Annotated in this window: 25 protein-coding genes and 1 pseudogene; 5 read left to right on the top strand and 21 right to left on the bottom strand. The window is 65.9% G+C overall.

What is annotated here, in order from left to right; translation table 11 throughout:
• The first annotated feature begins 388 nt into the window (after nucleotides 1-388).
• A complete protein-coding gene (rne, locus tag HMPREF3014_RS10100) occupies nucleotides 389-3,562 on the top strand; it encodes a ribonuclease E (protein WP_070734524.1) in 3,174 nt (1,057 codons plus the stop codon).
• Between the two features lie 158 nt (nucleotides 3,563-3,720).
• On the opposite strand, the gene murB is transcribed toward rne, so the two are convergent.
• The 8 genes from murB to HMPREF3014_RS10060 all read right to left on the bottom strand — a co-directional run bounded on the left by murB (nucleotide 3,721) and on the right by HMPREF3014_RS10060 (nucleotide 10,556).
• Nucleotides 3,721-4,740, bottom strand: coding sequence for a UDP-N-acetylmuramate dehydrogenase (gene murB, locus HMPREF3014_RS10095; RefSeq protein ID WP_009876758.1), 1,020 nt, complete (start codon nucleotides 4,738-4,740; stop codon nucleotides 3,721-3,723).
• The gene (locus HMPREF3014_RS10090) at nucleotides 4,737-5,201 is read right to left on the bottom strand and encodes a low molecular weight protein-tyrosine-phosphatase (RefSeq protein ID WP_003106924.1); all 465 of its coding nucleotides are present in this window, start codon (nucleotides 5,199-5,201) and stop codon (nucleotides 4,737-4,739) included. The genes murB and HMPREF3014_RS10090 overlap by 4 nt, the downstream gene beginning before the upstream one ends.
• On the bottom strand, nucleotides 5,201-5,965 hold the full coding sequence (kdsB, locus tag HMPREF3014_RS10085) for a 3-deoxy-manno-octulosonate cytidylyltransferase (protein ID WP_003091155.1): 765 nt from the start codon (nucleotides 5,963-5,965) through the stop codon (nucleotides 5,201-5,203). The genes HMPREF3014_RS10090 and kdsB overlap by 1 nt, the downstream gene beginning before the upstream one ends.
• Entirely contained in the window at nucleotides 5,965-6,150 is a 186-nt protein-coding gene (locus tag HMPREF3014_RS10080) for a Trm112 family protein (protein WP_003091157.1), read from the bottom strand. The genes kdsB and HMPREF3014_RS10080 overlap by 1 nt, the downstream gene beginning before the upstream one ends.
• A gap of 37 nt (nucleotides 6,151-6,187) precedes the next feature.
• Nucleotides 6,188-7,186: a tetraacyldisaccharide 4'-kinase gene (lpxK, locus tag HMPREF3014_RS10075; protein ID WP_003091159.1), complete on the bottom strand. Its 999-nt coding sequence runs from the start codon at nucleotides 7,184-7,186 to the stop codon at nucleotides 6,188-6,190.
• Nucleotides 7,186-7,626 carry an ExbD/TolR family protein gene (locus HMPREF3014_RS10070; protein WP_003091161.1) on the bottom strand — a complete coding sequence of 147 codons (441 nt, stop codon included), beginning with the start codon at nucleotides 7,624-7,626 and terminating at the stop codon, nucleotides 7,186-7,188. The genes lpxK and HMPREF3014_RS10070 overlap by 1 nt, the downstream gene beginning before the upstream one ends.
• Nucleotides 7,623-8,258 carry a MotA/TolQ/ExbB proton channel family protein gene (locus tag HMPREF3014_RS10065; RefSeq protein WP_003091163.1) on the bottom strand — a complete coding sequence of 212 codons (636 nt, stop codon included), beginning with the start codon at nucleotides 8,256-8,258 and terminating at the stop codon, nucleotides 7,623-7,625. The genes HMPREF3014_RS10070 and HMPREF3014_RS10065 overlap by 4 nt, the downstream gene beginning before the upstream one ends.
• Before the next feature lie 72 nt (nucleotides 8,259-8,330).
• The gene (locus tag HMPREF3014_RS10060; RefSeq protein WP_003113988.1) at nucleotides 8,331-10,556 is read right to left on the bottom strand and encodes a DNA internalization-related competence protein ComEC/Rec2; all 2,226 of its coding nucleotides are present in this window, start codon (nucleotides 10,554-10,556) and stop codon (nucleotides 8,331-8,333) included.
• Nucleotides 10,557-10,686: 130 nt separating this feature from the next.
• Here HMPREF3014_RS10060 and HMPREF3014_RS10055 point away from each other — a divergent pair, with 130 nt between their 5' ends.
• Complete coding sequence (locus HMPREF3014_RS10055) at nucleotides 10,687-11,220, top strand: DUF2062 domain-containing protein (RefSeq protein WP_003091165.1); 534 nt, start codon at nucleotides 10,687-10,689, stop codon at nucleotides 11,218-11,220.
• Nucleotides 11,221-11,307: 87 nt separating this feature from the next.
• Here HMPREF3014_RS10055 and HMPREF3014_RS10050 read toward each other — a convergent pair whose 3' ends face one another.
• The 3 genes from HMPREF3014_RS10050 to HMPREF3014_RS10040 all read right to left on the bottom strand — a co-directional run bounded on the left by HMPREF3014_RS10050 (nucleotide 11,308) and on the right by HMPREF3014_RS10040 (nucleotide 14,548).
• Entirely contained in the window at nucleotides 11,308-12,552 is a 1,245-nt protein-coding gene (locus HMPREF3014_RS10050) for a lipoprotein-releasing ABC transporter permease subunit (RefSeq protein ID WP_003113987.1), read from the bottom strand.
• A gap of 69 nt (nucleotides 12,553-12,621) precedes the next feature.
• Nucleotides 12,622-13,305 carry a lipoprotein-releasing ABC transporter ATP-binding protein LolD gene (gene lolD / locus HMPREF3014_RS10045; RefSeq protein ID WP_003091168.1) on the bottom strand — a complete coding sequence of 228 codons (684 nt, stop codon included), beginning with the start codon at nucleotides 13,303-13,305 and terminating at the stop codon, nucleotides 12,622-12,624.
• The gene (locus HMPREF3014_RS10040) at nucleotides 13,298-14,548 is read right to left on the bottom strand and encodes a lipoprotein-releasing ABC transporter permease subunit (protein WP_003091170.1); all 1,251 of its coding nucleotides are present in this window, start codon (nucleotides 14,546-14,548) and stop codon (nucleotides 13,298-13,300) included. The genes lolD and HMPREF3014_RS10040 overlap by 8 nt, the downstream gene beginning before the upstream one ends.
• 102 nt (nucleotides 14,549-14,650) lie before the next feature.
• Here HMPREF3014_RS10040 and HMPREF3014_RS10035 point away from each other — a divergent pair, with 102 nt between their 5' ends.
• Genes HMPREF3014_RS10035 through HMPREF3014_RS10025 form a run of 3 tightly spaced genes read left to right on the top strand, consistent with a single transcriptional unit; the run spans nucleotide 14,651 to nucleotide 16,304 of the window.
• On the top strand, nucleotides 14,651-15,250 hold the full coding sequence (locus HMPREF3014_RS10035) for a PilZ domain-containing protein (RefSeq protein ID WP_003105196.1): 600 nt from the start codon (nucleotides 14,651-14,653) through the stop codon (nucleotides 15,248-15,250).
• A gap of 26 nt (nucleotides 15,251-15,276) precedes the next feature.
• Nucleotides 15,277-15,585, top strand: a complete 309-nt coding sequence (locus HMPREF3014_RS10030) for a hypothetical protein (RefSeq protein WP_003105194.1) — start codon at nucleotides 15,277-15,279, stop codon at nucleotides 15,583-15,585.
• On the top strand, nucleotides 15,582-16,304 hold the full coding sequence (locus HMPREF3014_RS10025; RefSeq protein WP_009876761.1) for a glycerophosphodiester phosphodiesterase: 723 nt from the start codon (nucleotides 15,582-15,584) through the stop codon (nucleotides 16,302-16,304). Before HMPREF3014_RS10030 ends, HMPREF3014_RS10025 begins: the two co-directional genes overlap by 4 nt.
• 42 nt (nucleotides 16,305-16,346) lie before the next feature.
• Here the strand turns inward: HMPREF3014_RS10025 and sthA are convergent, their stop codons facing one another.
• From sthA to HMPREF3014_RS09975, 10 genes and pseudogenes are all read right to left on the bottom strand, one after another.
• Nucleotides 16,347-17,741, bottom strand: a complete 1,395-nt coding sequence (gene sthA / locus HMPREF3014_RS10020) for a Si-specific NAD(P)(+) transhydrogenase (protein WP_003091177.1) — start codon at nucleotides 17,739-17,741, stop codon at nucleotides 16,347-16,349.
• A 178-nt stretch (nucleotides 17,742-17,919) separates the two neighbouring features.
• The gene (gene nqrM / locus HMPREF3014_RS10015) at nucleotides 17,920-18,147 is read right to left on the bottom strand and encodes a (Na+)-NQR maturation NqrM (RefSeq protein ID WP_023087167.1); all 228 of its coding nucleotides are present in this window, start codon (nucleotides 18,145-18,147) and stop codon (nucleotides 17,920-17,922) included.
• Nucleotides 18,144-19,172, bottom strand: coding sequence for an FAD:protein FMN transferase (locus HMPREF3014_RS10010; RefSeq protein ID WP_003162488.1), 1,029 nt, complete (start codon nucleotides 19,170-19,172; stop codon nucleotides 18,144-18,146). The genes nqrM and HMPREF3014_RS10010 overlap by 4 nt, the downstream gene beginning before the upstream one ends.
• Nucleotides 19,165-20,388, bottom strand: coding sequence for an NADH:ubiquinone reductase (Na(+)-transporting) subunit F (gene nqrF / locus HMPREF3014_RS10005; protein WP_003143659.1), 1,224 nt, complete (start codon nucleotides 20,386-20,388; stop codon nucleotides 19,165-19,167). Before nqrF ends, HMPREF3014_RS10010 begins: the two co-directional genes overlap by 8 nt.
• Before the next feature lie 10 nt (nucleotides 20,389-20,398).
• Nucleotides 20,399-21,007, bottom strand: a complete 609-nt coding sequence (gene nqrE / locus HMPREF3014_RS10000) for an NADH:ubiquinone reductase (Na(+)-transporting) subunit E (RefSeq protein ID WP_003091182.1) — start codon at nucleotides 21,005-21,007, stop codon at nucleotides 20,399-20,401.
• Nucleotides 21,007-21,681, bottom strand: coding sequence for an NADH:ubiquinone reductase (Na(+)-transporting) subunit D (gene nqrD, locus HMPREF3014_RS09995; protein ID WP_003119802.1), 675 nt, complete (start codon nucleotides 21,679-21,681; stop codon nucleotides 21,007-21,009). The genes nqrE and nqrD overlap by 1 nt, the downstream gene beginning before the upstream one ends.
• Nucleotides 21,678-22,463 carry a Na(+)-translocating NADH-quinone reductase subunit C gene (locus HMPREF3014_RS09990; protein WP_003105182.1) on the bottom strand — a complete coding sequence of 262 codons (786 nt, stop codon included), beginning with the start codon at nucleotides 22,461-22,463 and terminating at the stop codon, nucleotides 21,678-21,680. Before HMPREF3014_RS09990 ends, nqrD begins: the two co-directional genes overlap by 4 nt.
• Complete coding sequence (locus tag HMPREF3014_RS09985; protein WP_003109478.1) at nucleotides 22,456-23,667, bottom strand: NADH:ubiquinone reductase (Na(+)-transporting) subunit B; 1,212 nt, start codon at nucleotides 23,665-23,667, stop codon at nucleotides 22,456-22,458. Before HMPREF3014_RS09985 ends, HMPREF3014_RS09990 begins: the two co-directional genes overlap by 8 nt.
• A 3-nt stretch (nucleotides 23,668-23,670) precedes the next feature.
• Nucleotides 23,671-25,008 carry a Na(+)-translocating NADH-quinone reductase subunit A gene (locus tag HMPREF3014_RS09980; RefSeq protein WP_003105177.1) on the bottom strand — a complete coding sequence of 446 codons (1,338 nt, stop codon included), beginning with the start codon at nucleotides 25,006-25,008 and terminating at the stop codon, nucleotides 23,671-23,673.
• Between the two features lie 258 nt (nucleotides 25,009-25,266).
• Nucleotides 25,267-25,547 (bottom strand): annotated as a pseudogene (locus HMPREF3014_RS09975) (aromatic amino acid transporter AroP); the annotation flags it as partial.

Below are 25,547 nucleotides of genomic sequence, written 5' to 3'. Positions count from 1 at the left end.
CCCGCTAACGACTCGAAACCAAAGCCTTGAAACATGAGCCGCGACCACTTCGGTGAGCGCGAGATGCCAACCCGCTCCGGATACTGCGAGCGGCGCCCGATTCTTAAGGAACATGTGTAGGGTGGAGATGTACGGCTGTTGGACTGCGTAGCTTCTAGCTTGATCCAGACGCATTTTTCGTCCGCCTCCGACAGCCGATTCCTCCTCCTGACTCAAGTGCTTCTGAAACACAGGAAGCAGGAGACGTAGTCGCGGACCGGCACCCAGTGCCGAGCGCCGCTGGACACGGGAATGGCCCGCCATTCCTGAATACGCGCCCGAGCACCGACCGTGAGAGTCGTGTGTGCCGATCGCCGTTTCCGGTAGCCCCGGAAACCATTGGTACTACATGAAAAGAATGCTGATCAACGCGACTCAACCCGAGGAGTTGCGTGTTGCACTGGTCGACGGCCAACGCCTGTTCGACCTCGACATCGAGTCGGGCGCCCGCGAGCAGAAGAAGGCCAACATCTACAAAGGCCGCATCACTCGCGTCGAACCCAGCCTCGAAGCCGCCTTCGTCGACTTCGGCGCCGAACGCCACGGCTTCCTCCCCCTCAAAGAAATCTCCCGCGAATACTTCAAGAAATCCCCCGAAGGCCGGATCAACATCAAGGAAGTCCTGAGCGAAGGCCAGGAAGTCATCGTCCAGGTCGAGAAGGAAGAGCGCGGCAACAAGGGCGCCGCCCTGACCACCTTCATCAGCCTGGCCGGCCGTTACCTGGTGCTGATGCCGAACAACCCGCGCGCCGGCGGCATCTCCCGCCGTATCGAAGGCGAAGAGCGCAACGAGCTGCGCGAGGCCCTGAACGGCCTCAACGCACCGGCCGACATGGGCCTGATCGTGCGCACCGCCGGCCTCGGCCGCAGCACCGAGGAACTGCAGTGGGACCTCGACTACCTGCTGCAACTGTGGAGCGCGATCAAGGAAGCGTCCGGCGAACGTGGCGCGCCCTTCCTGATCTACCAGGAAAGCAACGTCATCATCCGCGCCATCCGCGACTACCTGCGCCAGGACATCGGCGAAGTGCTGATCGACAGCATCGACGCCCAGGAAGAAGCCCTGAACTTCATCCGCCAGGTGATGCCGCAGTACGCCAGCAAGGTGAAGCTGTACCAGGACAGCGTTCCGCTGTTCAATCGCTTCCAGATCGAGAGCCAGATCGAGACCGCTTTCCAGCGCGAAGTGAAGCTGCCGTCCGGCGGCTCCATCGTCATCGACCCGACCGAGGCCCTGGTTTCCATCGACATCAACTCGGCGCGCGCCACCAAGGGCGGCGACATCGAGGAAACCGCCCTGCAGACCAACCTGGAAGCGGCCGAGGAAATCGCCCGCCAGCTGCGCCTGCGTGACATCGGCGGCCTGATCGTCATCGACTTCATCGACATGACCCCGGCGAAGAACCAGCGCGCCGTGGAAGAGCGTGTCCGCGAAGCCCTCGAGGCCGACCGCGCGCGCGTCCAGGTCGGTCGCATCTCGCGCTTCGGCCTGCTGGAAATGTCCCGCCAGCGCCTGCGTCCGTCCCTCGGCGAGACCAGCGGCATCGTCTGCCCGCGCTGCAACGGCCAGGGCATCATCCGCGACGTCGAGTCGCTGTCGCTGGCCATCCTGCGCCTGATCGAGGAAGAAGCCCTGAAGGACCGCACCGCGGAAGTCCGCGCCCGCGTGCCCTTCCAGGTCGCCGCCTTCCTGCTCAACGAGAAGCGCAACGCCATCACCAAGATCGAACTGCGTACCCGCGCGCGCATCTTCATCCTGCCGGACGATCATCTGGAAACCCCGCATTTCGAAGTGCAGCGTCTGCGCGATGACAGCCCCGAACTGGTTGCCGGCCAGACCAGCTACGAAATGGCCACCGTCGAGCACGAAGAAGCCCAGCCGGTCAGCTCGACCCGCACCCTGGTCCGCCAGGAAGCAGCAGTCAAGACCGTCGCTCCCCAGCAGCCCGCACCGCAACACACCGAAGCACCGGTCGAGCCGGCCAAGCCGATGCCCGAGCCGAGCCTGTTCCAGGGCCTGGTGAAGTCCCTGGTCGGCCTGTTCGCAGGCAAGGATCAACCTGCCGCCAAGCCTGCTGAAACCAGCAAGCCGGCTGCCGAGCGCCAAACCCGCCAGGACGAGCGTCGCAACGGCCGCCAGCAGAACCGCCGCCGCGATGGCCGCGATGGCAATCGCCGCGACGAAGAGCGCAAACCCCGCGAGGAGCGTGCAGAGCGTCAACCGCGCGAAGAGCGCGCCGAACGCCCGAACCGCGAAGAGCGCAGCGAACGCCGCCGCGAAGAGCGCGCCGAGCGTCCGGCTCGCGAGGAGCGCCAGCCGCGCGAAGGCCGTGAAGAGCGCGCCGAGCGGACACCCCGCGAAGAGCGCCAGCCGCGCGAAGGCCGCGAAGGTCGCGAGGAACGCAGCGAACGCCGCCGCGAAGAGCGCGCCGAACGCCCGGCCCGCGAAGAGCGCCAACCCCGCGAAGGCCGTGAAGAACGCGCCGAGCGCCCGGCCCGCGAAGAGCGCCAGCCGCGCGAGGATCACCAGGCTCGCGACGCCGCGGCCCTGGAAGCCGAGGCGCTGCCGAACGACGAGAGCCTGGAGCAGGACGAGCAGGACGATACCGATGGCGAGCGCCCGCGCCGCCGCTCCCGCGGCCAGCGTCGTCGCAGCAACCGCCGCGAACGCCAGCGCGAGGTCAGCGGCGAGCTGGAAGGCAGCGAGGCGACCGATAACGCCGCCGCGCCGCTGAACACCGTCGCAGCCGCCGCTGCTGCCGGTATCGCTGTCGCCAGCGAAGCCGTAGAAGCAAACGTGGAGCAAGCCCCGGCCACTACCAGCGAGGCTGCCAGCGAAACCACGGCAAGCGATGAAACCGACGCACCGACCAGCGAAGCCGTCGAAACCCAGGGCGCGGACAGCGAGGCCAATGCCGACGAAACCGCCGACATCGAAGCGCCGGTGACCGTCAGCGTGGTCCGGGACGAAGCCGACCAGAGCACCCTGCTGGTCGCGCAAGTCACTGAAGAAGCTCCCTTCGCCAGCGAAAGCGTGGAAAGCCGCGAAGACGCCGAGAGCGCCGTGCAACCGGCAACGGAAGCGGCCGAAGAAGTTGCCGCCCCGGTGCCCGTCGAAGCAGCAGCCCCTAGCGAGCCCGCAACCACCGAGGAGCCGACCCCGGCCATCGCGGCGGTGCCGGCCAACGCGACCGGCCGTGCCCTCAACGACCCACGGGAAAAACGTCGCCTGCAACGCGAAGCCGAGCGTCTGGCACGCGAAGCCGCAGCAGCAGCCGAAGCGGCAGCTCAGGCCGCTCCCGCCGTCGAGGAGGTCCCGGCTGTAGCGAGCGAGGAAGCGTCGGCCCAGGAGGAACCTGCTGCACCCCAGGCTGAAGAAATCGCCCAGGCCGACGTTCCGTCCCAGGCGGACGAAGCCCAGGAAGCGGTACAGGCCGAGCCTGAAGCTTCCGGCGAAGACGCCACCGACACGGAGCACGCGAAAAAGACCGAGGAAAGCGAAACCTCGCGCCCGCATGCCTGAGTGACAGACTGAAAAAAGGGGATGCCATGGCATCCCCTTTTTTTTGCGTGTCATTCCGCGGCACTCCGGCATACCGCCCGTCATGACCAGAGCCGCCGAACACGCACAATGAAAAAGGGATGCCGCCGGCATCCCTTTTTCATTCTCCAGCCGCACCCTCAGTAGAGATTGGGTTCAGGCTCCAATTCGACGCCGAAACGCCGACGGACGTCCTCCTGGATACGCTCCGCCAATGCCTGGACTTGGGCACCGGTGGCACCGCCATGGTTGACCAGAACCAGCGCCTGCTGCGCGTGTACCCCCACCGGGCCATCGCGAAAGCCCTTCCAGCCGCCCTTGTCGATGAGCCAGCCTGCAGCCAGCTTCAGCCGACCGTCCGCCTGCGGATAGCCAACCAGATCCGGGAAGGCCTGACACAAGCGTTCGGCCTGCGCCGCATCCACCAGCGGGTTCTTGAAGAAGCTGCCGGCATTGCCCAATACGGCGGGGTCGGGCAGCTTTTCCCGGCGAATGGCGCAGATTACCCGGCTTACGTCCCTGGCCGTCGGACTGGCGATGCCCTCCTCCTCCAGGCGCTGGCGTACCGGCCCGTAGTCCAGGTGCAGCCTCTCCCGCCGTGTCAGGCGCAGGCGCACGCGGAGGATCAGCCAGCGATCAGGCTCCTGCTTGAACAGGCTGTCGCGGTAGCCGAAACGGCAGGCCTGGCGATCGAACTCACGCAGGGTTCCATCCTGGCGATCCAGCGCCGTCAGGCTGTCGAAGACATCCTTCAGCTCCACGCCATAGGCGCCGATGTTCTGCATCGGCGCCGCACCCACGGTGCCGGGAATCAGGCTGAGATTTTCCAGACCGGCCAGGCCCCGCTCCAGGCTCCATTGTACGAATGGGTCCCAGGCCTCGCCCGCCTCCGCCTCGACCAACACCGAATCCGCGGCATCGGAAACAATTCGCCGCCCCTGGCTGGCCATGCGCAAAACCAGCGCCTCGACGTCACGGGTCAGCAGCAGGTTGCTGCCACCACCGATCACCAGCAGCGGCAATCCACGCTCCCGAGCCAGGGCCAGGGCCTCGCGCACATCAGCCTCGTCCCGGGCGTGGGCCAGCAGGCGGGCGCGCACGTCGATGCCGAAGGTGTTATAGGGCTTCAGCGAGCAATGCTCTTGCAGTTCCAGGCTCACAGTCGCCCCTTGGCTTCGATCAACAGACGGTCGCAGGCATGTTCGATCAGGTCGAGGACCTGCTCGAAGCCTTCTTCGCCGCCATAGTAGGGATCGGGCACTTCGTCCCGCTCGGATCCGTAGCGACGCAGGAACAGATCCAGTTCGGCGGCACCGCGCCCGGCACGCAGGGTCTCGAGGTCAGCCAGGTTGGACAGGTCCATGGCCAGGATCAGGTCATGGCGGGAGAAATCCTCGATGCCGACCTGGCGTCCACGCAGTGCCGACAGGTCGTAGCCACGCCTTTGCGCGGCCAGGCGGGTGCGCTGGTCAGGCGCCTTGCCGACATGCCAGCCGGCGGTACCGGCGGAATCGACATGGATGCGGGAAGCCAGCCCGGCCTCCTCGACCTTGCGCCGGAACACGCCTTCGGCGGTGGGCGACCGGCAGATGTTGCCCAGGCAGACGAACAGGACGCGCATCAGCCCCCCAGTACGCGGCGAACGCGTTCGAGGTCTTCCGGCGTATCCACGCCCGGAAGCATGGTTTCGCGGGCATCGGCCACATGGATTCGCACCCCGTGCCAGAGCGCGCGCAATTGCTCGAGGCTTTCGGCGTTCTCCAGCCAGCACGGTCCCCAGGCGACGAAATCGGCAAGGAAACCCACGCGATAGGCGTAGATGCCGATGTGGCGACGATAGGGCACGCCCTCCGGCAGGCTGTCGCGATCGCGGGCGAAGGCGTCACGAGCCCAGGGCAAGGGCGCACGACTGAAAGTCAGGGCCAGGCCGTCGATGTCGGTGGCGACCTTGACCACGTTCGGATTGAACAGCGCGGAGACCTCATGGATCGGCTCGGCCAGGGTAGCGATGGCAGCTTCCGGGTGCGCCGCCAGGTTGGCCGCCACCTGGTCGATGAGCGCCGGGGGGATCAGCGGTTCGTCGCCCTGGACGTTGACCACGATGGCATCGCTGGCCAGGCCGAGCCGGGAAGCGACTTCCTCCAGGCGATCGGTGCCGGAGTTGTGCTCGGCACGCGTCAGCAGCGCCTCGGCGCCGAACCCCTGGCACGCCGCCAGGATGCGTTCGTCGTCGGTGGCGACGACCACGCGGCTGGCGGCGCTCTTGCGGGCCTGGTTCCAGACGCGCTGGATCATTGGCTGGCCGGCGATATCCTGCAATGGCTTGCCGGGCAGGCGAGTGGAGGCGTAGCGGGCGGGAATGACGACAGTGAACGCCTGGGTCATTACTTGTCCAGCCGCTCGTCCACGTTCAGGGAGCGAGCCTCGCTCTCCAGCATCACCGGGATGCCGTCGCGGATCGGATAGGCCAGGCCGGCCTGCTTGCTGATCAGTTCGGTCTTGTCTTCGCTGAGCACCAGCGGGCCCTTGGTCAACGGGCAGGCAAGGATATCGAGGAGTTTCGGGTCCATGGCGGAGTCCTTCATACAATGGCGGCACGGCCGCCGGTCAGCGCGCCAGGAGATGCTCGAGTCGGGCGTCGAACCAGGCGACGAATGCTGGGGAAGGCACCGCATCGACCGCCAGGTACCACCAGTCGGCCGCTGCGAAAGCCCGGCATTTAACGGCATCCTTCTCGGTCATCAGCAGCGGCAGCGGCGGGCTGAACGCCAGTTCGGCCGCCGTGTAGGTCGCGTGATCCGGGAAGGCATGCGGAATCGCCCGCCAGTGTAGCGCCTCGAGCGTCCTGAAGAAACGCTGCGGATTGCCGATCCCGGCCAGGGCATGGACCTCCTGGCCCGCGGGAAAATGCTCCAGCGGTCGGCGCTCGCCGCTCTGCAGGTTGATCAGCGCAGTAGGCTGCAAGCGGAATGCGTAACCGCCGTCAGGATCCTCGTCGGCGCCGTTGTAAAGCAGCGCGTCGACGCTTTCCAGACGCTCCGCCGGTTCGCGCAACGGACCGGCCGGCAGGCAACGACCATTGCCGAGACCGCGCGCGGCATCGATCAGCACCAGTTCCAGATCGCGCGCCAGGCGATAGTGCTGCAAGCCATCGTCGCAGAGGACCAGGTCCAACTGCTCTTCGGCGAGCAGCGCCTGCAGGGCGCGCGGACGATCCGGGTCGATCATCAGCGGCACGCCGCTGCGCCGGACGATCATCAGCGGTTCGTCGCCGGCCTCCGCGGCGTCCTGCTCGGCCCGCACCCGCCACGGCGTGGTGGGCGGCCGGGCACCATAGCCGCGGCTGATCACGCCAACCCGCAAGCCGCGAGCCCTGCAGTGCTCGATCATCCAGAGGATCATCGGCGTCTTGCCGGTTCCGCCGACGGTGATGTTGCCTACCACCAGCACCGGCAGCGGTGCCCGGTAGGCGGGCTTGCGCCCGGACAGGAAGTCCGCCCGGCGGCCGTTCGCCACCCGACGATAGAGAGCCTCCAGCGGACGCAGCAGCGCCAGCGCCGGATGCCCCTGGTACCAGGCGGCGAGCAGTCGCTCGGAGAACGACATCAGGGCTTGGCCGCCGTGTTCTCGACCGTGGTGATGCGCAGGTGGACGAAGCCCAGCTTGCCCGCTGCGTCCATCGCCGTGACCACCGACTGGTGGGTGGACTTGGCATCGGCGCTGATCACCACCGGCAGGTTGTTGTCGCCCGCCGATTCACGCTGCATCGCCGCCATCAGGGTGGCCAGGTCGCTCTTGGCCAGCGCCTGCCCGTTCAAGGCGTAGTGCCCCTCGGCATCCACCGAGAGTTCCAGTTGCTTCTGCTCGGTGCCGGCGGTTTCGCCGCTCTCCGCCGATGGCAGCTCGATGTTGAGCTGCTCGGGGCGGGTGAAGGTGGTACTGACCACGAAGAACAGCAGCAGGACGAAGATCACGTCGATCAGCGACGCCAGGTTGATGAAGACGTCTTCACGGGCGGCACCCGCCCGTCTGCGGCGGAATTTCACGCTTTGCCTTCCTCGACGTAGTCGACTTCACGATCGCCCTGCACCACTTCCACCAGCTTGATGGCCTCCTGCTCCATGGCGATCACCAGTTCGTCGACCCGCCGCAGCAGGTAGCGATGGAAGAACACCGCCGGAATCGCCACCAGCAGGCCGGCGGCGGTGGTGATCAATGCCTTGGAGATGCCCGCGGCGAGCATCGGCGAGTTGGCCATGCCGTTGTCCATGAAGGCGCCGAAGATCTGGATCATGCCGAACACCGTACCCAGCAGGCCCAGCAGCGGCGCCATCGCGGCGATGGTGCCGAGGGCGTTGAGGTAGCGCTCCAGCTCGTGGATGACACCGGAAGCAGCCTCCTCGATGCACTCCTTCATGATCTCGCGACCGTGCTTGGAGTTGGCCAGACCGGCGGCGAGGATCTCTCCCAGCGGCGAGTTGGCGCGCAGGTCCTTGAGCTTCTGGGCGCTCAGTTGCTTGCCCTTGATCTGCTTCCACACCTGGCCGAGCAGCTCGGGCGGCGCGACGCGGCTCTTGCGCAGCGTCCACAGGCGCTCCGCGACGATGGCGGTGGCGGCGATCGAACTCAGAATGATCGGCAGCATCATCCAGCCGCCGGCTTGAACCAGTTCCCACACAGTGGCATATCCCCGAAAAAAAAGTGGCGCCACTCTAGCACAGCGACCCTTTTCCGCCGACCGCCACGGTTCTCATTTTTCCCGCCAGAAGTGCGCCGAATCACGCTCCCGGCGTGCGCCGCCACGGCTTCCGAGGAGAAACGTCAGGGCACCGTCGCGTGCCGTGTCGTGGACCTGCGCGGCGACCCTCGCGTAACGCTCCATCACTTCGCCATGGGGATGGCCGAAGGCGTTGCGCCAACCTCGCGAGACCAGCACATGGCGAGGCCGCGTACGCAACACGAAGGCGACTCCGGAGGAACTGCGGCTGCCATGATGCGGCGCCAGCAACCAGTCGACCCGGGGATCGGCCTGTCGCGCCAGCCAGGCATGCTCGGCCGCACGCGAGATGTCCCCGGTCAGCAGCAGGACTTCGCCATCGGCCTCGACCCTCAGCACACAGGAGCGGTCGTTGCTGTCGCCGGCCTGTGCCCATGCCCACTGTTCGAAAACCACGCCATCCCAGGACCAGCTCCGCTCGTCGCAGCTGTCCGCGAACAACGGCGAAGGCAGGCGCGCGGGTTCGCCGCTGACCAGCCAAACCGGCGGGAATCGGGAAGCGACCGTAGGAGCACCGCCTGCATGGTCGTTGTCGGCATGGCTCAGCAACAGGCCGTCCAGGCGCCGCAGGTCCAGGCTGCGCAGCACCGGCACCACCACCCGCTCACCCATGTCGAACGCCCCCTGCCGCGCACCGCTGTCATAGAGCAAGACATGCTCTCGGGTACGCACCAGCACGGCCAGCCCCTGGCCGACGTCCAGCACCCGCACTTCCGCCCGCCCCCATTCGACAGGCGGCGATGACGGCAACAATGCCGGCAGTAGCAACGCGGCACCGAGGGCACGCAACGGCAAGCCAGCCGGCGCCAGCCAGCAGAGCGCGCCGAGCATGCCCAGCGCTACGCTCCAGGCCGCTGCGGCGGGTGGCTGCCAGGCCTCGGCCAGGCCCGCCAGCAGGCCAAGCGCACGAAACAGCAGGTCCAGCGAAACGCCAGCGGCGCGAAGCAGCCCCTCGCCCAGCCCGGGCACCCACAGCAGCAGGCTCCCCGCCAGGGCCGGGGGCACTACCAGCAGTTCGATCCAAGGCACCGCCAGCAGGTTGGCCGGCGCTCCGCTCAGGCTCAACGGCAGGCCCAGCGCCAGCAGCGGCATCGCCAGCCCCAGCGCCATCCCCCACTGCGCCCGCCCCCAGGCCGCCCACCAGCGCCAGCGCCCAAGGCGCCCGGCGAACAGCCAGAGCAGCAGGGCAACCGCCAGGAACGACAGCCAGAACCCCGCCTGCAGGCTGGCCAGCGGCTCGACCAGCAAGACCAGCACCAGCGTTGCCAGCAGCGGGGTCAGCAAGCCCAGGTGGCGGAAACGCAGGCGCCAGACCAGCGCCAGGCTGACCATCAGGCAGGCGCGCCGCACCGGGACCTCGAAACCCGCCATCAACCCGTAGCTCCAGGCACCAAGCAAACCCAGGGCGCAGGCACAGGGCAGCCAGGGCAGGCGCCGCGGCCAGCAGCCCAGGCGATGCAAGGCCGCCACCAGGCCATAGAGCATCCCCGCCAGCAACGAGATATGCGAACCGGAGATGACCATCAGATGCACGGTGCCGGTGTCCTGGAACATTCGCCACTCGGCCGCGCTCAACCCCGAGCCATCCCCCAGCACCAGCGCCGCCAGGGCGGCGCCGCGCCCCTGTGCGTCGACCGCCAGCAGGCGCTGCCGCCAGGCATCGCGCCAGGCATCCAGGCCGCTGGCCGGCTGCAGGCGCTGGCCCGCCTTCACCGTGCCCACAGCACCGACCCGCTGCGCCAACAACCAGGCCTCGTAGTCGAAACCCGCCGCGTTCACCAGGCCGCGGGGGCGTTTCAGGGTCACCGCCAGGCGCCAGCGTTCGCCGCCCATCAGCGGCGGCGCGCCGCGCCAGCTCAGGCGCAGACGCTCGGGAAGAAGCACGCCCCGCGCAGCGCTGACCTCCTCCAGCCGGAAGCGCGTGACGCCCTCGCCGCTCGCCGGCAGATCGACCACACGCCCCTCCAGCCAAAGGGTGCGACCATCCAGCTCGGCGGCCAGGCGTCCGTCCAGGGCGACTTGCGCCGAGCCGCAGGCCCAGGCGAACCCGAGCAGGAACAACCCCAGCCAGTACAGCCGGCCGAACAGCAGCAACAGTCCGGCGGCGGCCATGCCCAGCAGCCAGCCGACCGACGGCAATTCCGCCAGGAAGCGCAGGGCCAGCAGCCCCGCGGCGAGGGCTGGCAATCCCAGGCGCATGAACGGTTCCTCCCATCCCCGTGGCGTGCCCTCCGCTCCCCGACATGTCACATGGGGTCATACAATGGGCAACGAAATCCTGTCATCTTGCTTGGCATAATACGCAAGCCTATATCCACCGAGAGCCCACATGCCGCGTCGCCTGTTCAAGCGCTACATGCCCGATCCGGAAAGCATCCGCTCGCAGAAGTCGCTGCGCTTTCTCGGCAAGTTGACGCACGATCCCAACCTTTGGCATCTCAATCGCCACTCGGTATCGCGCGCCATGGCCGCCGGGCTGTTCGCCGCCTTCATCCCGATGCCGATGCAGATGCTGCTGGCGGCCGGTCTGGCGGTGTGGATTCGGAGCAATCTGCCAATCTCCGTCGGATTGGTCTGGCTGACCAATCCGATCACGATGCCCCCGGTCTTCTATTGCACCTACAAGCTGGGCGCCTGGTTGATGCAGGTGCCGCCGCGCACCCTGCCGGACCATCTCACCTGGGAATGGATCAGCCAGGAGCTGTCCAGCCTCTGGCAGCCCTTCCTGCTCGGTTCGGTGGTGTGCGGCATCATCGCCGCCATCCTCGGCTACGCGCTGACGATGCTCTACTGGCGCTGGTGGGTGCAGCGCAGTTGGAGCCGACGCTGCCGGCAACGTCGCGAACGGGTCGCCGCGAAGTGATCCGCCGGACATGAAAAAGCCGCCTCGAAGGCGGCTTTTTCGTGGGCCTTGTCCGCCCCGTGCTGGGACTGGCGCAGGCCTTCTCGCTCACTCGTAGCGCAGCGACTCGGCCGGTTGTGTCCGCGCCGCGCGCCAGGATGGGTACAGGGTGGCGAGGAAGCTCATCAGCAATGCAGCGCTGCAGATCAGCACCACGTCCAGCACCTGCAGATCGGAAGGCAGGTAGTTGATGAAGTACACATCCGAGCTGAAGACCTTGTGTCCGACCAACCGCTCGATGCGGTCGATCATCCCGGTGATGTTCAACGCCGCGAACACCCCGAGTACCCCGCCGATGACCGTCCCGATCACGCCGATGACGGTGCCCTGGACCATGAAGATCGCCATGATCTGCCGCGGCGTGGCGCCGAGGGTACGAAGAATCGCGATGTCGGTGCGCTTGTCGGCGACCACCATGATCAGGGTGGCAATGATGTTGAAGGCGGCGACCGCGATGATCAGCAGCAGGAGCAGGCCGATCATGGTCTTTTCCATCTTCATCGCGTTGAACAGGCTGCCCTGGGTCCTGGTCCAGTCGCTGGACCTGAAGCCCTGCCCCAACTCCTTGACCACCTTGGCGGCGACCTGCGGCGACTGGTAGAGATCCTTCAGCTCCAGGCGCACGCTCGGCACCTGGCCCGGTTGCAGGCGCAGCAACTGGCCGGCATCGGCGATGTCGATCAGCGCCAGCGAGTTGTCCAGTTCGGCACCGACCTTGAACAGGGCGACGATGGTGAAGCGCTGCATGCGCGGAGTGATGCCGCCCGGCGCGCTGGTGGCTTCCGGGACGATCAGGGTCAGCTTGTCGCCGACATTGACATGGAAGCGCCGCGCGGTGATCTCGCCGAGGACGATGCCGAACTCGCCAGGCTTGAGGTCGTCCAGGCTGCCCTGGACGATGTGCTCACCGACGATGGAAACCTTGCGCTCCTCCTGCGGGTCGATGCCGTTGACCAGCACCGGCAGCATATTGCCCTTGTACGACAGCATGCCCTGCAGTTCGGCGAACGGCGCCGCGCCGACCACCTCGCGGTGCCGCAGCGCCGCGTTGGCGACGGTCTGCCAGTCGTCCAGCGGCTGCGCCGCGCTGATGGTGGCATGCGGCACCATGCCGAGGATCCGCGTGCGCATTTCCTTCTGGAAGCCGTTCATCACCGAGAGCACGATGATCATCGCCAGCACGCCCAGCGCCAGGCCGATCATCGAGGTCAGCGAGATGAACGAGATGTAGTGGTTGCGGCGTTTGGCGCGGGTGTAGCGCAGGCCTATGAAGAACGGTAACGGTCTGAACATGTCGCGGATGCACCGAGTCGATGGGGGATTCGCCGGACGGGAGCGGACGGCGGGCACGCCGTCGCCCCGCTACGCGGCGATCAGTCGGCCTTCTTCCAGGCGCAGGATGCGATCCATGTGCCCGGCCAGCTGGAGATCGTGGGTTACCACCAGGAACGAGGTCTGCAACGAACGGCTCAGTTCCAGCATCAGCTCCTGGATACCCTGGGCGGTATGCTGGTCAAGGTTGCCGGTGGGCTCGTCGAGCAGTACCAGCTGCGGACGGTTGACCAGCGCGCGGGCGATCGCCACCCGCTGGCGCTCGCCGCCGGACAGCTCGGCCGGCTTGTGCGACAGGCGATGACCCAGCCCGACCCGCTCCAGCAGCTCGGCCGCCCGCTGGCGGGCTTCCGCGATCGGCGTGCGGCCGATCAACAGCGGCATGCAGACGTTCTCCAGGGCGGTGAACTCCGGCAACAGGTGGTGGAACTGGTAGACGAAGCCCAGCGCGCGGTTGCGCAGCAGCCCGCGGGCCGTCTCGTTCAGCGCCGAGAGTTCCTCGCCGGCGAGCCAGACGCTGCCGGCGGAGGGCGTGTCCAGGCCGCCGAGCATGTTCAGCAAGGTGCTCTTGCCCGAACCGGAGCTGCCGACGATAGCCACCCGCTCCCCAGGCAGCAGGTTCAACTCGACGCCGGACAGCACCTGCACCGATTGCGGCCCCTCGTCGTAGCTCTTGCTCAGGTTGCGGCAACTCAGCACCGACTTGTCATTCATAACGCAAAGCCTCCGCAGGCTGGGTGCGCGCCGCACGCCAGGCTGGATACAAAGTGGCGAAGAAGCTGAGGACCAGGGCCGCGCCGCAGACCAGCACGACATCGTCGAGCATCAGTTGCGACGGCAGGTAATCGATGAAGTACACGTCGGACGCGAGGAACTGGTGGCCCAGCAGCTTTTCCAGGGCGGAAATCCAGGCGCTGACGTTGAGCGCCGCGACCACCCCGAGGACCCCGCCGACCAGCGTGCCGATCACCCCGATCACCGTGCCCTGGACCATGAAGGTAGCCATGATCTGCCCCGGCGTGGCGCCGAGGGTACGAAGGATGGCGATGTCCGACTTCTTGTCGGTGACCACCATCACCAGGGTGGAAATGATGTTGAACGCGGCGACCGCGACGATCAGCAGCAGCAACAGGCCGATCATGGTCTTTTCCATGCGGATGGCCTGGTACAGGTTGCCGTGGCTGCGCGTCCAGTCGCGGGCGTAGAAGTCATTGTCGGTCAGGGTCCGGGCGATCTCCCAGGCCACCCGCGGCGCCTGGAACAGGTCGTCGAGCTTCAGGCGCAGCCCCTGTACCTGGTTGGTCTTCCAGCGCTGCAGGCGCGCGGCGTCTTCCAGGTGGATCAGCGACAGGCCGCCATCCAGTTCGCCGGCGCCGACGCGGAAGGTGCCGACCACGGTGAAACGCTTCATCCGCGGGAATACCCCGGCCGGGGTGACCGCCACCTCGGGGAGGATCAGGGTGACCTTGTCGCCGATGCCGACGCCGAGCTTCTGCGCCGCCAGTTGGCCGATGACGATACCGAAGCCGCCGGCCTTGAGTTCCGCCAGCGAGCCCTGCTTGAAGAAATCGGGAATGATCGAGACCTTGGCCTCTTCCAGCGGATCGACCGCATCGACCATCACCGTCTGCACCGCGCCATTGGCGCTGAGCATGCCCTGCATCTGGGTGAACGGCGCTACCGCGGTGACATGCTCGTGGGCCTTGACCTTCTCGGCCAGGGCGCGCCAGTCATCGATGGGCTGGTACGACTCGACGGTGGCCTGCGGCACCATGCCGAGGATGCGGGTACGCATTTCGCGATCGAAGCCGTTCATCACCGAGAGCACCACGATCATCACCAGCACGCCCAGTGCCAGGCCGATCATCGAGGTCAGCGAAATGAAGGAGACGAAATGACTGCGACGTTTGGCCCGCGTATAGCGCGTGCCGATGAAAACGGACAGGGGTCTGAACATGTCGCCCTTAGCTGGCAGAAAATGGATGCGTCGGGATGGCGAAGTGGCGAGGCATCGCCGGCGGCCTTACACTCTGACCATCACTGCCGCCGTGGGTTCGCCATGTCCACTCGTGACGCGGATGACCGCCGCGAATACTACCGTATCGAAGATACCCTCGCACTGGAATTTCGCCCTGCCGGGGCCGTCGAAGACGGCCTGGAGAGCGAGCCGGGGGCCACCCTGTTCAGCCTGCTCAGCGACCTCCACCTGATGGATTACGAGTCGCAGCACCTTCTGCGCCACATCAGCGAACGCGACCGCACGCTGGCCAACTACCTGAAGGTGATGAACAAGCGCATCGACCTGCTTGGCCAGGTCATGGTGCAGAGCCTGCTCAAGGAGATCGGCGAACCGCGCAAGGTCAGCCTGTCCGAGGGGGGAGTCAGCTTCCGCCACGACCGCGCATTGCCGGTCGGCCAGTTGCTCGTCCTGCGCATGGTCCTGTTGCCGCAGGGGTTCGGCCTCGAACTGCGGGCCCGGGTAATCCACGCCCAGCCACACGACGACGAATTCGAGATCGGCACCGAGTTCGAAGCGTTGAGCGACGCACAGCGCCAGTTGCTGGCCCGGCATATCCTCCAGAAGCAGGCCCAGCAGCGCCGCCTGGCACGGGCCGGACAGGGCCCGCTCGGCGAGCCGGGCCAACCTTCTTCGACCTGAAACCTTCTTCGACCTGAGATGTGCCGATGCTCCGTTCGCTACTGCTGTGCTCCCTCCTCCTCGCCCCGCCGCTGTTCGCCGACACCCTGAGCATTCCGCTGGGCGCCCAGGGCGATACCCGGGTCGCCCTGCCCGCGCACGGCGAAAGCCGCGAAGCCGTGCTGCAACGCTTCGGCCTGGCCGACGAGGAACATCCCGCGGTCGGCCAGCCGCCCATCGTGCGCTGGGATTACCGCGACTTCTCGGTATATTTCGAAAGCGGCCGGGTGCTCGACAGCGTTCGCCATCATCGGCCGCGGAATCCCGCGCAACCCTCGAACAAGGAGCCACAGTGACTCTCATCTATGGACATCGCGGCGCCAAGGGCGAAGCGCCGGAAAACACCCTGGCCAGCTTCCAGCGCTGCCTGGAGCATGGCGTCAACCGTTGCGAACTGGACCTGCACCTGTCCCGCGACGGCGAACTGATGGTGATCCACGACCCGACCCTGAAGCGCACCACCGGCCGCCGCGGCAAGGTCGCCGAACACGACGCGGCCACCCTGGTCACCTACGACGCGCGCAAGGGCGGCCCCGGCTGGGTACGGCCGACGCCGATCCCGCAGCTGGAGGAGTTGTTCGAGAAGTGCCCGTTCGAGCACTGGCAACTGGAAGTGAAGAGCGCCTCGCGCGAACGCGCGGCGCGGACGGTAACGCGGATCAGGGAGCTGACCGAGCGCTTCGGCAACCGCGACAAGGTCACCGTCACCAGCGGTTCGCGGACCGTGCTCAAGGCCCTCAACGAACTGACCCCAGAGCTGTCGCGCGGGCTGGTCGCCGAATACGCCTGGCTCGACCCGCTGAAGGTCGCCCAGCACTATGGCTGTGCCCTGCTCGCCCTGAACTGGACCCTATGCACCCCGGAACGCCTGCTCAAGGCCCAGCGCCAGGGGCTTCACGTCTCGGTGTGGACGGTCAACGAACCGGCGCTGATGCGCCGGCTCGCCGACTTCGGCGTGGACAGCCTGATCACAGACTTTCCCGGTTTGGCCAGCGCCACCCTCGGGAATCGCTGAGCACATCCCCTCCGGCCGGCTCAGGCCGCCGGCCGGAGTCCTTCAAAAAAGCCGGTTGAGGCCGTCGAACGCCGCTACCCGATAGGCTTCCGCCATGGTCGGGTAGTTGAAGGTGGTGTTGACGAAGTACTTCAGGGTATTCAGCTCGCCCGGCTGGTTCATGATCGCCTGACCGATGTGGACGATTTCCGAAGCCTGGTCGCCGAAGCAGTGCACGCCGAGAATCTCCAGGGTCTCGCGATGGAACAGGATCTTCAGCATGCCCACCGGCTCGTTGGAAATCTGCGCCCGGGCCATGCCCTTGAAGAACGCCTTGCCCACTTCGTAGGGAATCTTCGCCGCGGTCAGTTCGCTTTCGTTCTTGCCGATCGAGCTGATCTCCGGAATGGTGTAGATGCCGGTCGGCACATCGTTGACGAAGCGCCAGCTGTCGCTCTCGACGATGTTGCCGGCGGCCGAGCGGCCCTGGTCGTAGGCAGCGCTGGCCAGGCTCGGCCAGCCGATCACGTCGCCGGCGGCGAAGATGTTGCTCACCGAAGTGCGGTAGTTCTCGTCCACCTCGATCTGGCCACGGCTGTTGACCTTGATGCCGACGTTCTCCAGGCCGAGCTTGTCGGTGTTGCCGGTCCGGCCGTTGCACCAGAGCAGCGCGTCCGCCTTGATCTTCTTGCCCGACTTCAGGTGCAGGATGACACCGTTGTCCAGCCCCTCGACGCGCTCGTACTCCTCGTTGTGGCGGATCAGCACGTTGTTGTTGCGCAGGTGGTAGCTCAGCGCATCGGAAATCTCGTCATCGAGGAAGCTGAGCAACTGGTCGCGCGTATCGATCAGGTCCACCAGCACGCCCAGGCCGCTGAAGATCGACGCGTATTCGCAGCCGATCACCCCGGCTCCGTAGATGATCAGCCGGCGCGGGGTGTGGCTCAGGGACAGGATGGTGTCGCTGTCGTAGACCCGCGGGTGGTTGAAATTGATGTCCGAAGGACGATACGGGCGCGAGCCGGTGGCGATCACGAACTGGTCGGCGACCAGGCGCTCCACCGCGCCGCTCGGCGTCACCACTTCGACGGTGCGTTCGTCGACGAAGCTGGCGGTGCCGGTGAACATGTCGATGCGATTGCGCGCGTAGTAGCCGGTACGCGAAGCGACCTGCTTGGAGATCACCCGGTCGGCGCTCTTCAGCACGTCGGGGAAGGAGAACCAGCGCGGCTCGCCGATCTGGCGGAACATCGGGTTGGTGTTGAACTCGATGATCTGCTTCACCGAGTGGCGCAGGGCCTTGGAAGGAATGGTGCCGAGGTGCGTGCAGTTGCCTCCGACCACGCGACGGCTGTCGACTACCGCCAGCTTGCGTCCGTACTTGGAGGCGTTCATCGCCGCCCCTTCGCCCGCCGGACCCGTGCCCAAAATCACCACGTCGTAGTTGTAGACAGCCATGCGTACTCCTCAGAACAGGCCGAGGCGCCCACTGGCGCCTCCGGCAAAGCCGCTGCACAACATGTGCGCGGCGGATCGATTCGATCATCGGGTCGGTGCGAACGACGGCATTCGCCGGGCAAGGCTCGGTCCGACCTCGAGGCGGGCATATGTTACGCCCTGTGCGAAATGTCGCACATTAGCGTTTGGTCGCGTCGTAGGCGAATTTTCCGGGCACTACAGATTCGTCGCGGTTGGCTTCCTCGCATTTCTGCCGGTCGCCGCCGCAGATCGAGCATTCCTTCTCGATCCCCAGGTTGGCGATGCCGCCGCAGGAACCGGCGATCGGCTTGCGGCCCATGATGACGCCGATGGACATGCCGAAGACCACCAGCAGCATGATGACGAAGACCAGTAGCCAGGTCATGGACGTTCTCCTTGGTTGCCGAACAGTTGCTCGTAGCGTGGCGTGGTGCGGCTGTCGAAACCGTTGCCCTGGCGACTGACGAACAGCGCCGCCAGTCGGTGCTTCTCGGCGAAACGGTAGCCCTCCTCCGGACCGAGCGCCATCAGCAGGGTCGACAGGCCGTCGGCGTTGCGCGTCGACGGATCGATCACCGTGACCGAAGCCAGGTGATGGTCGATCGGCGCGCCGGTGCGCGGGTCGAAGGTGTGCGAATAGCGCTGGCCGTTCTCTTCGAAATAGTTGCGGTAATCGCCCGAGGTCGAGACGCCGTAGCCGTCCAGCGCCAGTACCTGCTGGGCGACCCGCTGGCCCTCGCGCGGCGCTTCGATAGCGATGCGCCAGGGCGTGCCGTCCGGCTTGCGCCCTTCGGCTTTCAACTCGCCGGTGATTTCCGCCAGGTAGCTGCGCACGCCAAGCTCCTTCAGGCGTTCGCCTACCGCGTCCACCGTATAGCCAGCGGCGATGCTGTCGAAGTCCAATTGTACGGCGGCGTCCTTGCACAGGCGCTGGCCGTCGATGCGCAGGTGTCGATGGCCGACGTCACGGCGCACCGCGGCGATCTGCTCGGCGCTGGGAACCTTCTCTACCCGCGCCTGCGGACCGAAGCCCCAGAGGTTCATCAGCGGCTCGACGGTCATGTCGAAGGCGCCCTGGCTCTGCTCCGACAACTCGCCGCCGTAGCGCAGCAACTCCAGCATCGGTGGCGGCAGCTCCATGCAGGACTGCGCCGGCAGCGCATTGAAACGCGAGACCAGGGAGTCGTCGCGGTAGGTGGACATCTGCCGGTCGACCTCGGCGAGGATCGCCTCCACCGCGGCTTTCGCCGTCTGGACGTCGGGCGCCGAGGCGCCGCGTACGTACTTGATCGAATAGGTGCTGCCCATGGTCGGGCCGCCGAAGCTTTCCAGGGTGTCGCCGCAACCGGCCAGGACCAGCGCCAGCGCTGCCAGTCCGGCCATGGCAAGCGGACGGAAACGCTCAGCCACCGAAATCGTCCAGCAGGATATTCTCGCGCTCCACGCCCAGGTCGGTGAGCATCTTGATCACCGCGGCATTCATCATCGGCGGGCCGCACATGTAGAACTCGCAGTCCTCGGGCGCCGGGTGGTCCTTCAGGTAGTTCTCGAACAGCACGTTGTGGATGAAACCGGTCAGGCCGGTCCAGTTGTCCTCCGGCTGCGGGTCGGACAGCGCCAGGTGCCACTGGAAGTTGGGGTTCTCCGCCTGCAGCTGGTCGTACTCCTCGGTATAGAAGGCCTCGCGCAGCGAGCGCGCGCCGTACCAGAAGCTGATCTTGCGGTTCGACTTGAGCCGGCGCAACTGGTCGAAGATGTGCGAACGCATCGGCGCCATGCCGGCGCCGCCGCCGATGAAGACCATCTCGGCCTCGGTGTCCTTGGCGAAGAACTCGCCGAACGGCCCGTACACGGTGACCTTGTCGCCCGGCTTGAGGTTGAACACCCAGGACGACATCTGCCCCGGCGGCAGGTCGCTGCCTGGCGGTGGCGAGGCGATGCGGATGTTGAACTTGACCACGCCCTTCTCTTCCGGGTAGTTGGCCATCGAGTAGGCGCGGATCACCGTCTCGTCGACCTTCGACACGTAGCGCCACATGTTGAACTTGTCCCAGTCGCCGCGATATTCCGACTGGATATCGAAGTCCTTGTACTCGACCACGTGCGGCGGGCATTCCAGCTGCACGTAGCCGCCGGCACGAAAGTCCACGCTCTCGCCGTCCGGCAGGCGCAGGGTGAGTTCCTTGATGAAGGTGGCGACGTTGGGGTTGGACTCCACCGTACACTCCCATTTCTTCACCCCGAAGACCTCTTCAGGCACGCGGATCTGCATATCCTGCTTGACCGGCGTCTGGCACGACAGGCGCCAGCCTTCCTTCGCCTGGCGCCGGGTGAAGTGCGACTCCTCGGTGGGCAGCATCTCGCCGCCGCCCTCGACCACCACGCATTTGCACTGCGCGCAGGTGCCGCCGCCGCCGCAGGCGGAAGACAGGAACACGTTGTTCGCCGCCAGGGTTTGCAGCAGCTTGCCGCCGGCCGGCACGGTCAGGCTGTGCTCGCCGTTGATCTGGATGGTCACGTCGCCACTCGACACCAGCTTGGCGCGGGCGACCAGGATGATCGCCACCAGGCCCAGGACGATGGCGGTGAACATGCCGATGGCCAGGAAAATCTCGAATCCGATCACGGGCCTCTCCTTACAACTGCACGCCGGAGAACGACATGAAGCCCAACGACATCAGGCCGATGGTGATGAAGGTGATCCCCAGGCCCTGCAGGCCCTCGGGGACGTCGCTGTACTTGAGCTTCTCGCGGATACCCGCCAGCGCGGCGATCGCCAGCGCCCAGGAAAAGCCCGAGCCGACGCCGTACACCGTGCTCTCGGCAAGGTTGTAGTCGCGCTCGACCATGAACAGCGAGCCGGCCATGATCGCGCAGTTCACCGTGATCAGCGGCAGGAACACGCCCAGCGCGTTGTAGAGGCTGGGTACGTACTTGTCGAGGAGCATCTCGAGGATCTGCACGATGGCGGCGATCACCCCGATGTAGCTGAGCAGGCCGAGGAAACTCAGGTCCACCTCGGGCAGCCCGGCCCAGGCCAGCGCGCCGTCCTTGAGCAGGTAGGTGTAGATCAGGTTGTTGGCCGGCACGGTGATGGTCTGCACCACGATCACCGCGATACCCAGGCCGATGGCGGTCTCCACCTTCTTCGAGATGGCGATGAAGGTACACATGCCGAGGAAGAACGCCAGCGCCATGTTCTCGACGAACACGGCCTTCACGAACAGGCTGATGTAGTGCTCCATCAGTAAGCCTCCTTGCTGGATACCTGCGGGGCCATCTTGTAGGTCGGGGCCTCGACCTGGTCTTTCTTCCAGGTCCGCAGGGCCCAGATGATCAGGCCGATCAGGAAGAACGCCGAAGGCGGCAGCAGGAGCAGGCCGTTCGGCTGGTACCAGCCGCCATCGTTGACCGTCGGCAACACGCTGATGCCGTAGAGCTTGCCGGCGCCGAACAGCTCGCGGACGAAGCCCAGCACCAGCAGCATGGCGCTGTAGCCGAGACCGTTGCCGATGCCGTCGAAGAACGACACGAGCGGCGGGTTGGCCATGGCGAAGGCTTCGGCGCGGCCCATCACGATGCAGTTGGTGATGATCAGCCCGACGAACACCGAGAGCTGCTTGCTCAGGCTATAGGCATAGGCCTTGAGCACCTGGTCGACGACGATCACCAGCGAGGCGATGATCACCATCTGCACGATCATCCGGATCGAGCTGGGAATCTGCCGGCGGATCATCGAGATGAACAGGTTGGAGAAGCCGGTCACCAGGGTCAGGGCGATGGCCATGACGGTAGCGGTCTTCAGGTTCGAGGTTACCGCCAGCGCCGAGCAGATCCCGAGGATCTGCAGGCCGATCGGATTGTTTTGGAAGACCGGATTGAACAGGACTTCGCGGATCGTGGGTTGAGCAGCCATCACGCCTCCCCTTTGCGCAGATTGGCGAGGAAGGCGTCGAAACCGTCCTTGCCGAGCCAGAAATGCAGCAGGTTGTCGACACCCTTGCTGGTCAGGGTGGCGCCGGCCAGGCCGTCGACCTGGTGGGTCGCCTTCGCCGATTGCGGGTCCACCGAGCCCTTGATGATCTGTACGGCAAGATCGCCCTGGGCGTCGTAGAGGGTCTTGCCGACCCACAGCGCCTTCCATTTCGGATTGTCGACCTCGCCGCCGAGACCGGGGGTCTCGCCATGCTGGTAGAAGCCGAAGCCGGCGACCGTATTGAGGTCGCCCTTGAGCGCCAGGAAGCCGTAGAGGGTCGACCACAGACCGTAGCCGCGCACCGGCAGGATCAGGGTGTCGAGCTTGCCGTCGGTCTCCACCAGGTAGACCGTGGTATAGCGCTCGCGGCGCTTGATCGAGGCGATGTCCTCGGCGGCGGGCAGCGCATCCGACAGCGCCGGGTCCTTGGCCGCTTTCAGCGGGTCGTAGCCGAGCGGGTCCTGGGCATCGCTGAAGGTGCCGCTCTGGAGGTCGACCACCTTGGCGGTGATGCGACTGTCGAACAGCGCCTTGACCTCTTTGCCGGACATGCCCGGCTCGCCGAGACCAGCGATGGCGAGGATGCTGCGCTGCTTGTCGAGCAGGCGGTTTTCCGCCTGGGTCGGCTTCAGCGCCACCGCCGCGCCAGCGACGAACACCGAGCTGACCAGGCACACCACCAGGGCTACCAGCAGTGTGCGGGTGGTGGATTCTTGATTAGCCATTGCGCGCCAGCCTCCGCTTGATGTTGGCCTGAACGACGAAATGGTCGATCAGCGGTGCGAACAGGTTGGCGAACAGGATCGCCAGCATCATGCCTTCCGGGAACGCCGGGTTGACCACCCGGATCAGCATGACCATCACTCCGATCAGGGCGCCGAACAGCCACTTGCCGGTATCGGTCATGGACGCCGAGACCGGGTCGGTGGCCATGAAGATCATGCCGAAGGCGAAGCCGCCGGTGACCAGGTGCCAATACCAGGGCATGGCGAACATCGGGTTGCTGGCCGAGCCGATGGCGTTGAACAGGTAGCTCATGGCGACCATCCCCAGCATCACCCCGGCGACGATGCGCCAGGAGGCGATGCGGGTCAGCAGCAGCACGGCGCCGCCGATGAAGATCGCCAGGGTGCTGGTCTCGCCCATCGAACCCTGCATGTGGCCGAGGAAGGCATCCATCCAGGTCAAGCCGTGGCCGAGGATGTTGTCCACGCCGCCGGCGGCGGCCAGGCTCAGCGAGGTGGCGCCGGCGAAGCCGTCCACCGAGGTCCATACCGCATCGCCGGACATCTGCGCCGGGTAGGCGAAGAACAGGAAGGCCCGGCCGACCAGTGCCGGATTGAGGAAGTTCTTCCCGGTGCCGCCGAACACTTCCTTGCCCAGCACCACGCCGAAGCTGATCCCCAGGGCTACCTGCCACAACGGGACGGACGGAGGCAGGGTCAGGGCGAACAGCACCGAGGTGACGAAGAAGCCTTCGTTGACCTCGTGGCGGCGGATGCTGGCGAACAGCACCTCCCAGAAACCGCCGACGATGAAGGTGGTCAGGTACACCGGCAGGAAGTACGCGGCGCCCTGGACCAGGCAATCCCACAAGCTGTTCGGGTCGAACCCGGCCAGCGCGCCGATCAGGGCGAAGCGCCAGCCATCCTGGGCGCTCAACAGGTCGGGGCTCTGGGCGAAGATCAGGTTGGCCTGGTGGCCGACGTTGTACATGCCGAAGAACATCGCCGGGAAGGTGCATAGCCAGACGATGATCATCATGCGCTTCAGGTCGATGCCGTCGCGCACGTGCGCAGTGGTGCGGGTGACGCTGCCGGGACGATAGAGGAAGGTGTCCACGGCTTCGTACAGCGGGTACCACTTCTCGTAGCGCCCGCCCTTCTCGAAATGATGCTCGACCTTGTCGAGCAGGTTACGCAAACCCATGGCTCAGCCCTCCTGCTCGATGCGTGCCAGATTGTCCCGCAGAATCGGGCCGTATTCGTACTTGCCGGCGCAGACGTAGCTGCACAGCGCCAGGTCCTCTTCGTCGAGTTCCAGGGCGCCGAGCTTCTGGGCCATTTCCGTGTCGCCGACGATCAGGTAGCGCAGCAGTTGAGTCGGCAGGATATCCAGCGGCATCACCGCCTCGTAGTTACCTACCGGCACCATCGCCCGTGGGCTGCCGTTGGTGCTGGTGGTGAAGGCGAAGCGCTTGCCGCCGAGCAGCCTGGAGACGAACACGTTGAGCAGCGAATGCTTTTCCACCCCGGCGCGCAGGTAGTGGAGGAACTCGCGCTGGTCGCCCTCCTTGAGACAGGACAACTGCAGGTGGTAGCGCCCCAGGTAGGCGTAGGCGCCATGGGCGGTGCGACCGCCCAGCACGGAGCCGGAGATCAGCCGGTTGTTGCCCGGCTGCAACTGGCCGGCGGCCAGTTCGTCGAGGTTGGCGCCCAAGCGGGTGCGCACCAGACGCGGCTTTTCCACCACCGGACCGGCCAGGGCGATCACCCGCTCGGTCCACAATTGCCCGGTCGTGAACAGCTTGCCGATGGCGATCACGTCCTGGTAGTTCAGGTTCCACACGCTCTTGCCGGCACCCACCGGGTCAAGGAAGTGGATATGGGTGCCGGGCAGGCCCGCCGGATGCGGACCGGAGAATGCTTGCGCGGTCACGCCGGAGAGCGCCTCGCCGGGTAGCGAAACGCCTTCCGCCTTGCACAGGAACACCCGGGCCAGGCGCCCGAGCACCGTCAGCCCGGCCTGGAAGGCCTCGCCCTGCTCCGCGATAACCACCTGCGGATCGGCGGCCAGCGGCTGGGTATCGATGGCAGTGACGAAAATCGAACTGGGGCTGGACTCGGGATCGGGCACCTTGCTGAACGGCCGGGTCCGCAGCGCGGTCCACAGGCCCGACTGCAACAGGTTGTCGCGAACCTGCTCGGCGCTCAGCGTGGCGAGTTTGTCAGCGGGATAACGGGCGAACTCCAGTTGCTCGTCGCCGTCGAGATCGATGACCACCGATTGCAGGACGCGCTTCTCGCCACGATGGATGGCACTGACCACACCGGCGCCGGGTGCGGTATAGCTGACGGAGGGATTCTTCTTGTCGGTGAACAGCGCCTGCCCCAGCTTCACCCGGTCGCCTACCTGCACCGCCATGGTCGGCTTCATGCCGTGGTAGTCGAAACCGATCAACGCCACGCTGCGTACCGGGCGTGCTGCCTCGATGCGCTGTTCGGGGGCGCCGCTGATGGGCAGGTCCAGGCCACGTTTTATCTTGATCATGTCTAGTGCCTAGTGGTCGTGGACAGAAAAGACGAGGCCCAAGTCAGAAAATGACCATCATCGCGCGCAACGTACTGAATTGGCACGATTGATGAATGGCCCCGCAAGGTAACCACGGGATTATAAAGAGCCACCTCCCCGGGAGCCACCCAAGCCGCACACCGGGTCTTGAAACGCGTAACAGAAAACGACAGAAAAACATGCCCGTGCGAAATGAAAAACGGGAGCCGAAGCTCCCGTCCTGCGCCACCCGCAGGCTCAGGCCTGCTGGCCGAGCCCGCGCCTTTCCGCCAGCGACAGCTTGACCCGGTAGCACAACCACATCAGCAGCAGCCAGAATGGAATGGCGTACACCGAGATGTTGATCCCGGGGATCATCAGCATGATGCCAAGGATGAACACCACGAAGGCCAGGCACAGGTAGTTGCTGAACGGCGACCAGAGCGCCTTGAAGAAGGTGTCCACGCCCTGGCGCTTCATCGCCGCGCGGAACTTCAGGTGCGACAGGCTGATCATCGCCCAGTTGATCACCAGCGCCG

The organism is Pseudomonas sp. HMSC065H01, from assembly GCF_001815235.1.
GTDB lineage: Bacteria > Pseudomonadota > Gammaproteobacteria > Pseudomonadales > Pseudomonadaceae > Pseudomonas > Pseudomonas aeruginosa.
The sequence above is the reverse complement of the archived record's forward strand: the minus strand, read 5'-3'. Positions and strand labels throughout refer to the sequence as shown.

What these genes read in the sequence shown, in the direction of transcription:
- rne (WP_070734524.1), top strand. Translation starts at nt 389, where the DNA reads ATGAAAAGAATGCTGATCAACGCGACTCAACCCGAGGAGTTGCGTGTT.
- HMPREF3014_RS10090 (WP_003106924.1), bottom strand. Translation starts at nt 5,201, where the DNA reads ATGCGCGTCCTGTTCGTCTGCCTGGGCAACATCTGCCGGTCGCCCACC.
- kdsB (WP_003091155.1), bottom strand. Translation starts at nt 5,965, where the DNA reads ATGACCCAGGCGTTCACTGTCGTCATTCCCGCCCGCTACGCCTCCACT.
- HMPREF3014_RS10080 (WP_003091157.1), bottom strand. Translation starts at nt 6,150, where the DNA reads ATGGACCCGAAACTCCTCGATATCCTTGCCTGCCCGTTGACCAAGGGC.
- lpxK (WP_003091159.1), bottom strand. Translation starts at nt 7,186, where the DNA reads ATGTCGTTCTCCGAGCGACTGCTCGCCGCCTGGTACCAGGGGCATCCG.
- HMPREF3014_RS10060 (WP_003113988.1), bottom strand. Translation starts at nt 10,556, where the DNA reads ATGCGCCTGGGATTGCCAGCCCTCGCCGCGGGGCTGCTGGCCCTGCGC.
- HMPREF3014_RS10055 (WP_003091165.1), top strand. Translation starts at nt 10,687, where the DNA reads ATGCCGCGTCGCCTGTTCAAGCGCTACATGCCCGATCCGGAAAGCATC.
- HMPREF3014_RS10050 (WP_003113987.1), bottom strand. Translation starts at nt 12,552, where the DNA reads ATGTTCAGACCGTTACCGTTCTTCATAGGCCTGCGCTACACCCGCGCC.
- lolD (WP_003091168.1), bottom strand. Translation starts at nt 13,305, where the DNA reads ATGAATGACAAGTCGGTGCTGAGTTGCCGCAACCTGAGCAAGAGCTAC.
- HMPREF3014_RS10040 (WP_003091170.1), bottom strand. Translation starts at nt 14,548, where the DNA reads ATGTTCAGACCCCTGTCCGTTTTCATCGGCACGCGCTATACGCGGGCC.
- HMPREF3014_RS10035 (WP_003105196.1), top strand. Translation starts at nt 14,651, where the DNA reads ATGTCCACTCGTGACGCGGATGACCGCCGCGAATACTACCGTATCGAA.
- HMPREF3014_RS10030 (WP_003105194.1), top strand. Translation starts at nt 15,277, where the DNA reads ATGCTCCGTTCGCTACTGCTGTGCTCCCTCCTCCTCGCCCCGCCGCTG.
- sthA (WP_003091177.1), bottom strand. Translation starts at nt 17,741, where the DNA reads ATGGCTGTCTACAACTACGACGTGGTGATTTTGGGCACGGGTCCGGCG.
- nqrM (WP_023087167.1), bottom strand. Translation starts at nt 18,147, where the DNA reads ATGACCTGGCTACTGGTCTTCGTCATCATGCTGCTGGTGGTCTTCGGC.
- nqrE (WP_003091182.1), bottom strand. Translation starts at nt 21,007, where the DNA reads ATGGAGCACTACATCAGCCTGTTCGTGAAGGCCGTGTTCGTCGAGAAC.
- HMPREF3014_RS09990 (WP_003105182.1), bottom strand. Translation starts at nt 22,463, where the DNA reads ATGGCTAATCAAGAATCCACCACCCGCACACTGCTGGTAGCCCTGGTG.
- HMPREF3014_RS09985 (WP_003109478.1), bottom strand. Translation starts at nt 23,667, where the DNA reads ATGGGTTTGCGTAACCTGCTCGACAAGGTCGAGCATCATTTCGAGAAG.
- HMPREF3014_RS09980 (WP_003105177.1), bottom strand. Translation starts at nt 25,008, where the DNA reads ATGATCAAGATAAAACGTGGCCTGGACCTGCCCATCAGCGGCGCCCCC.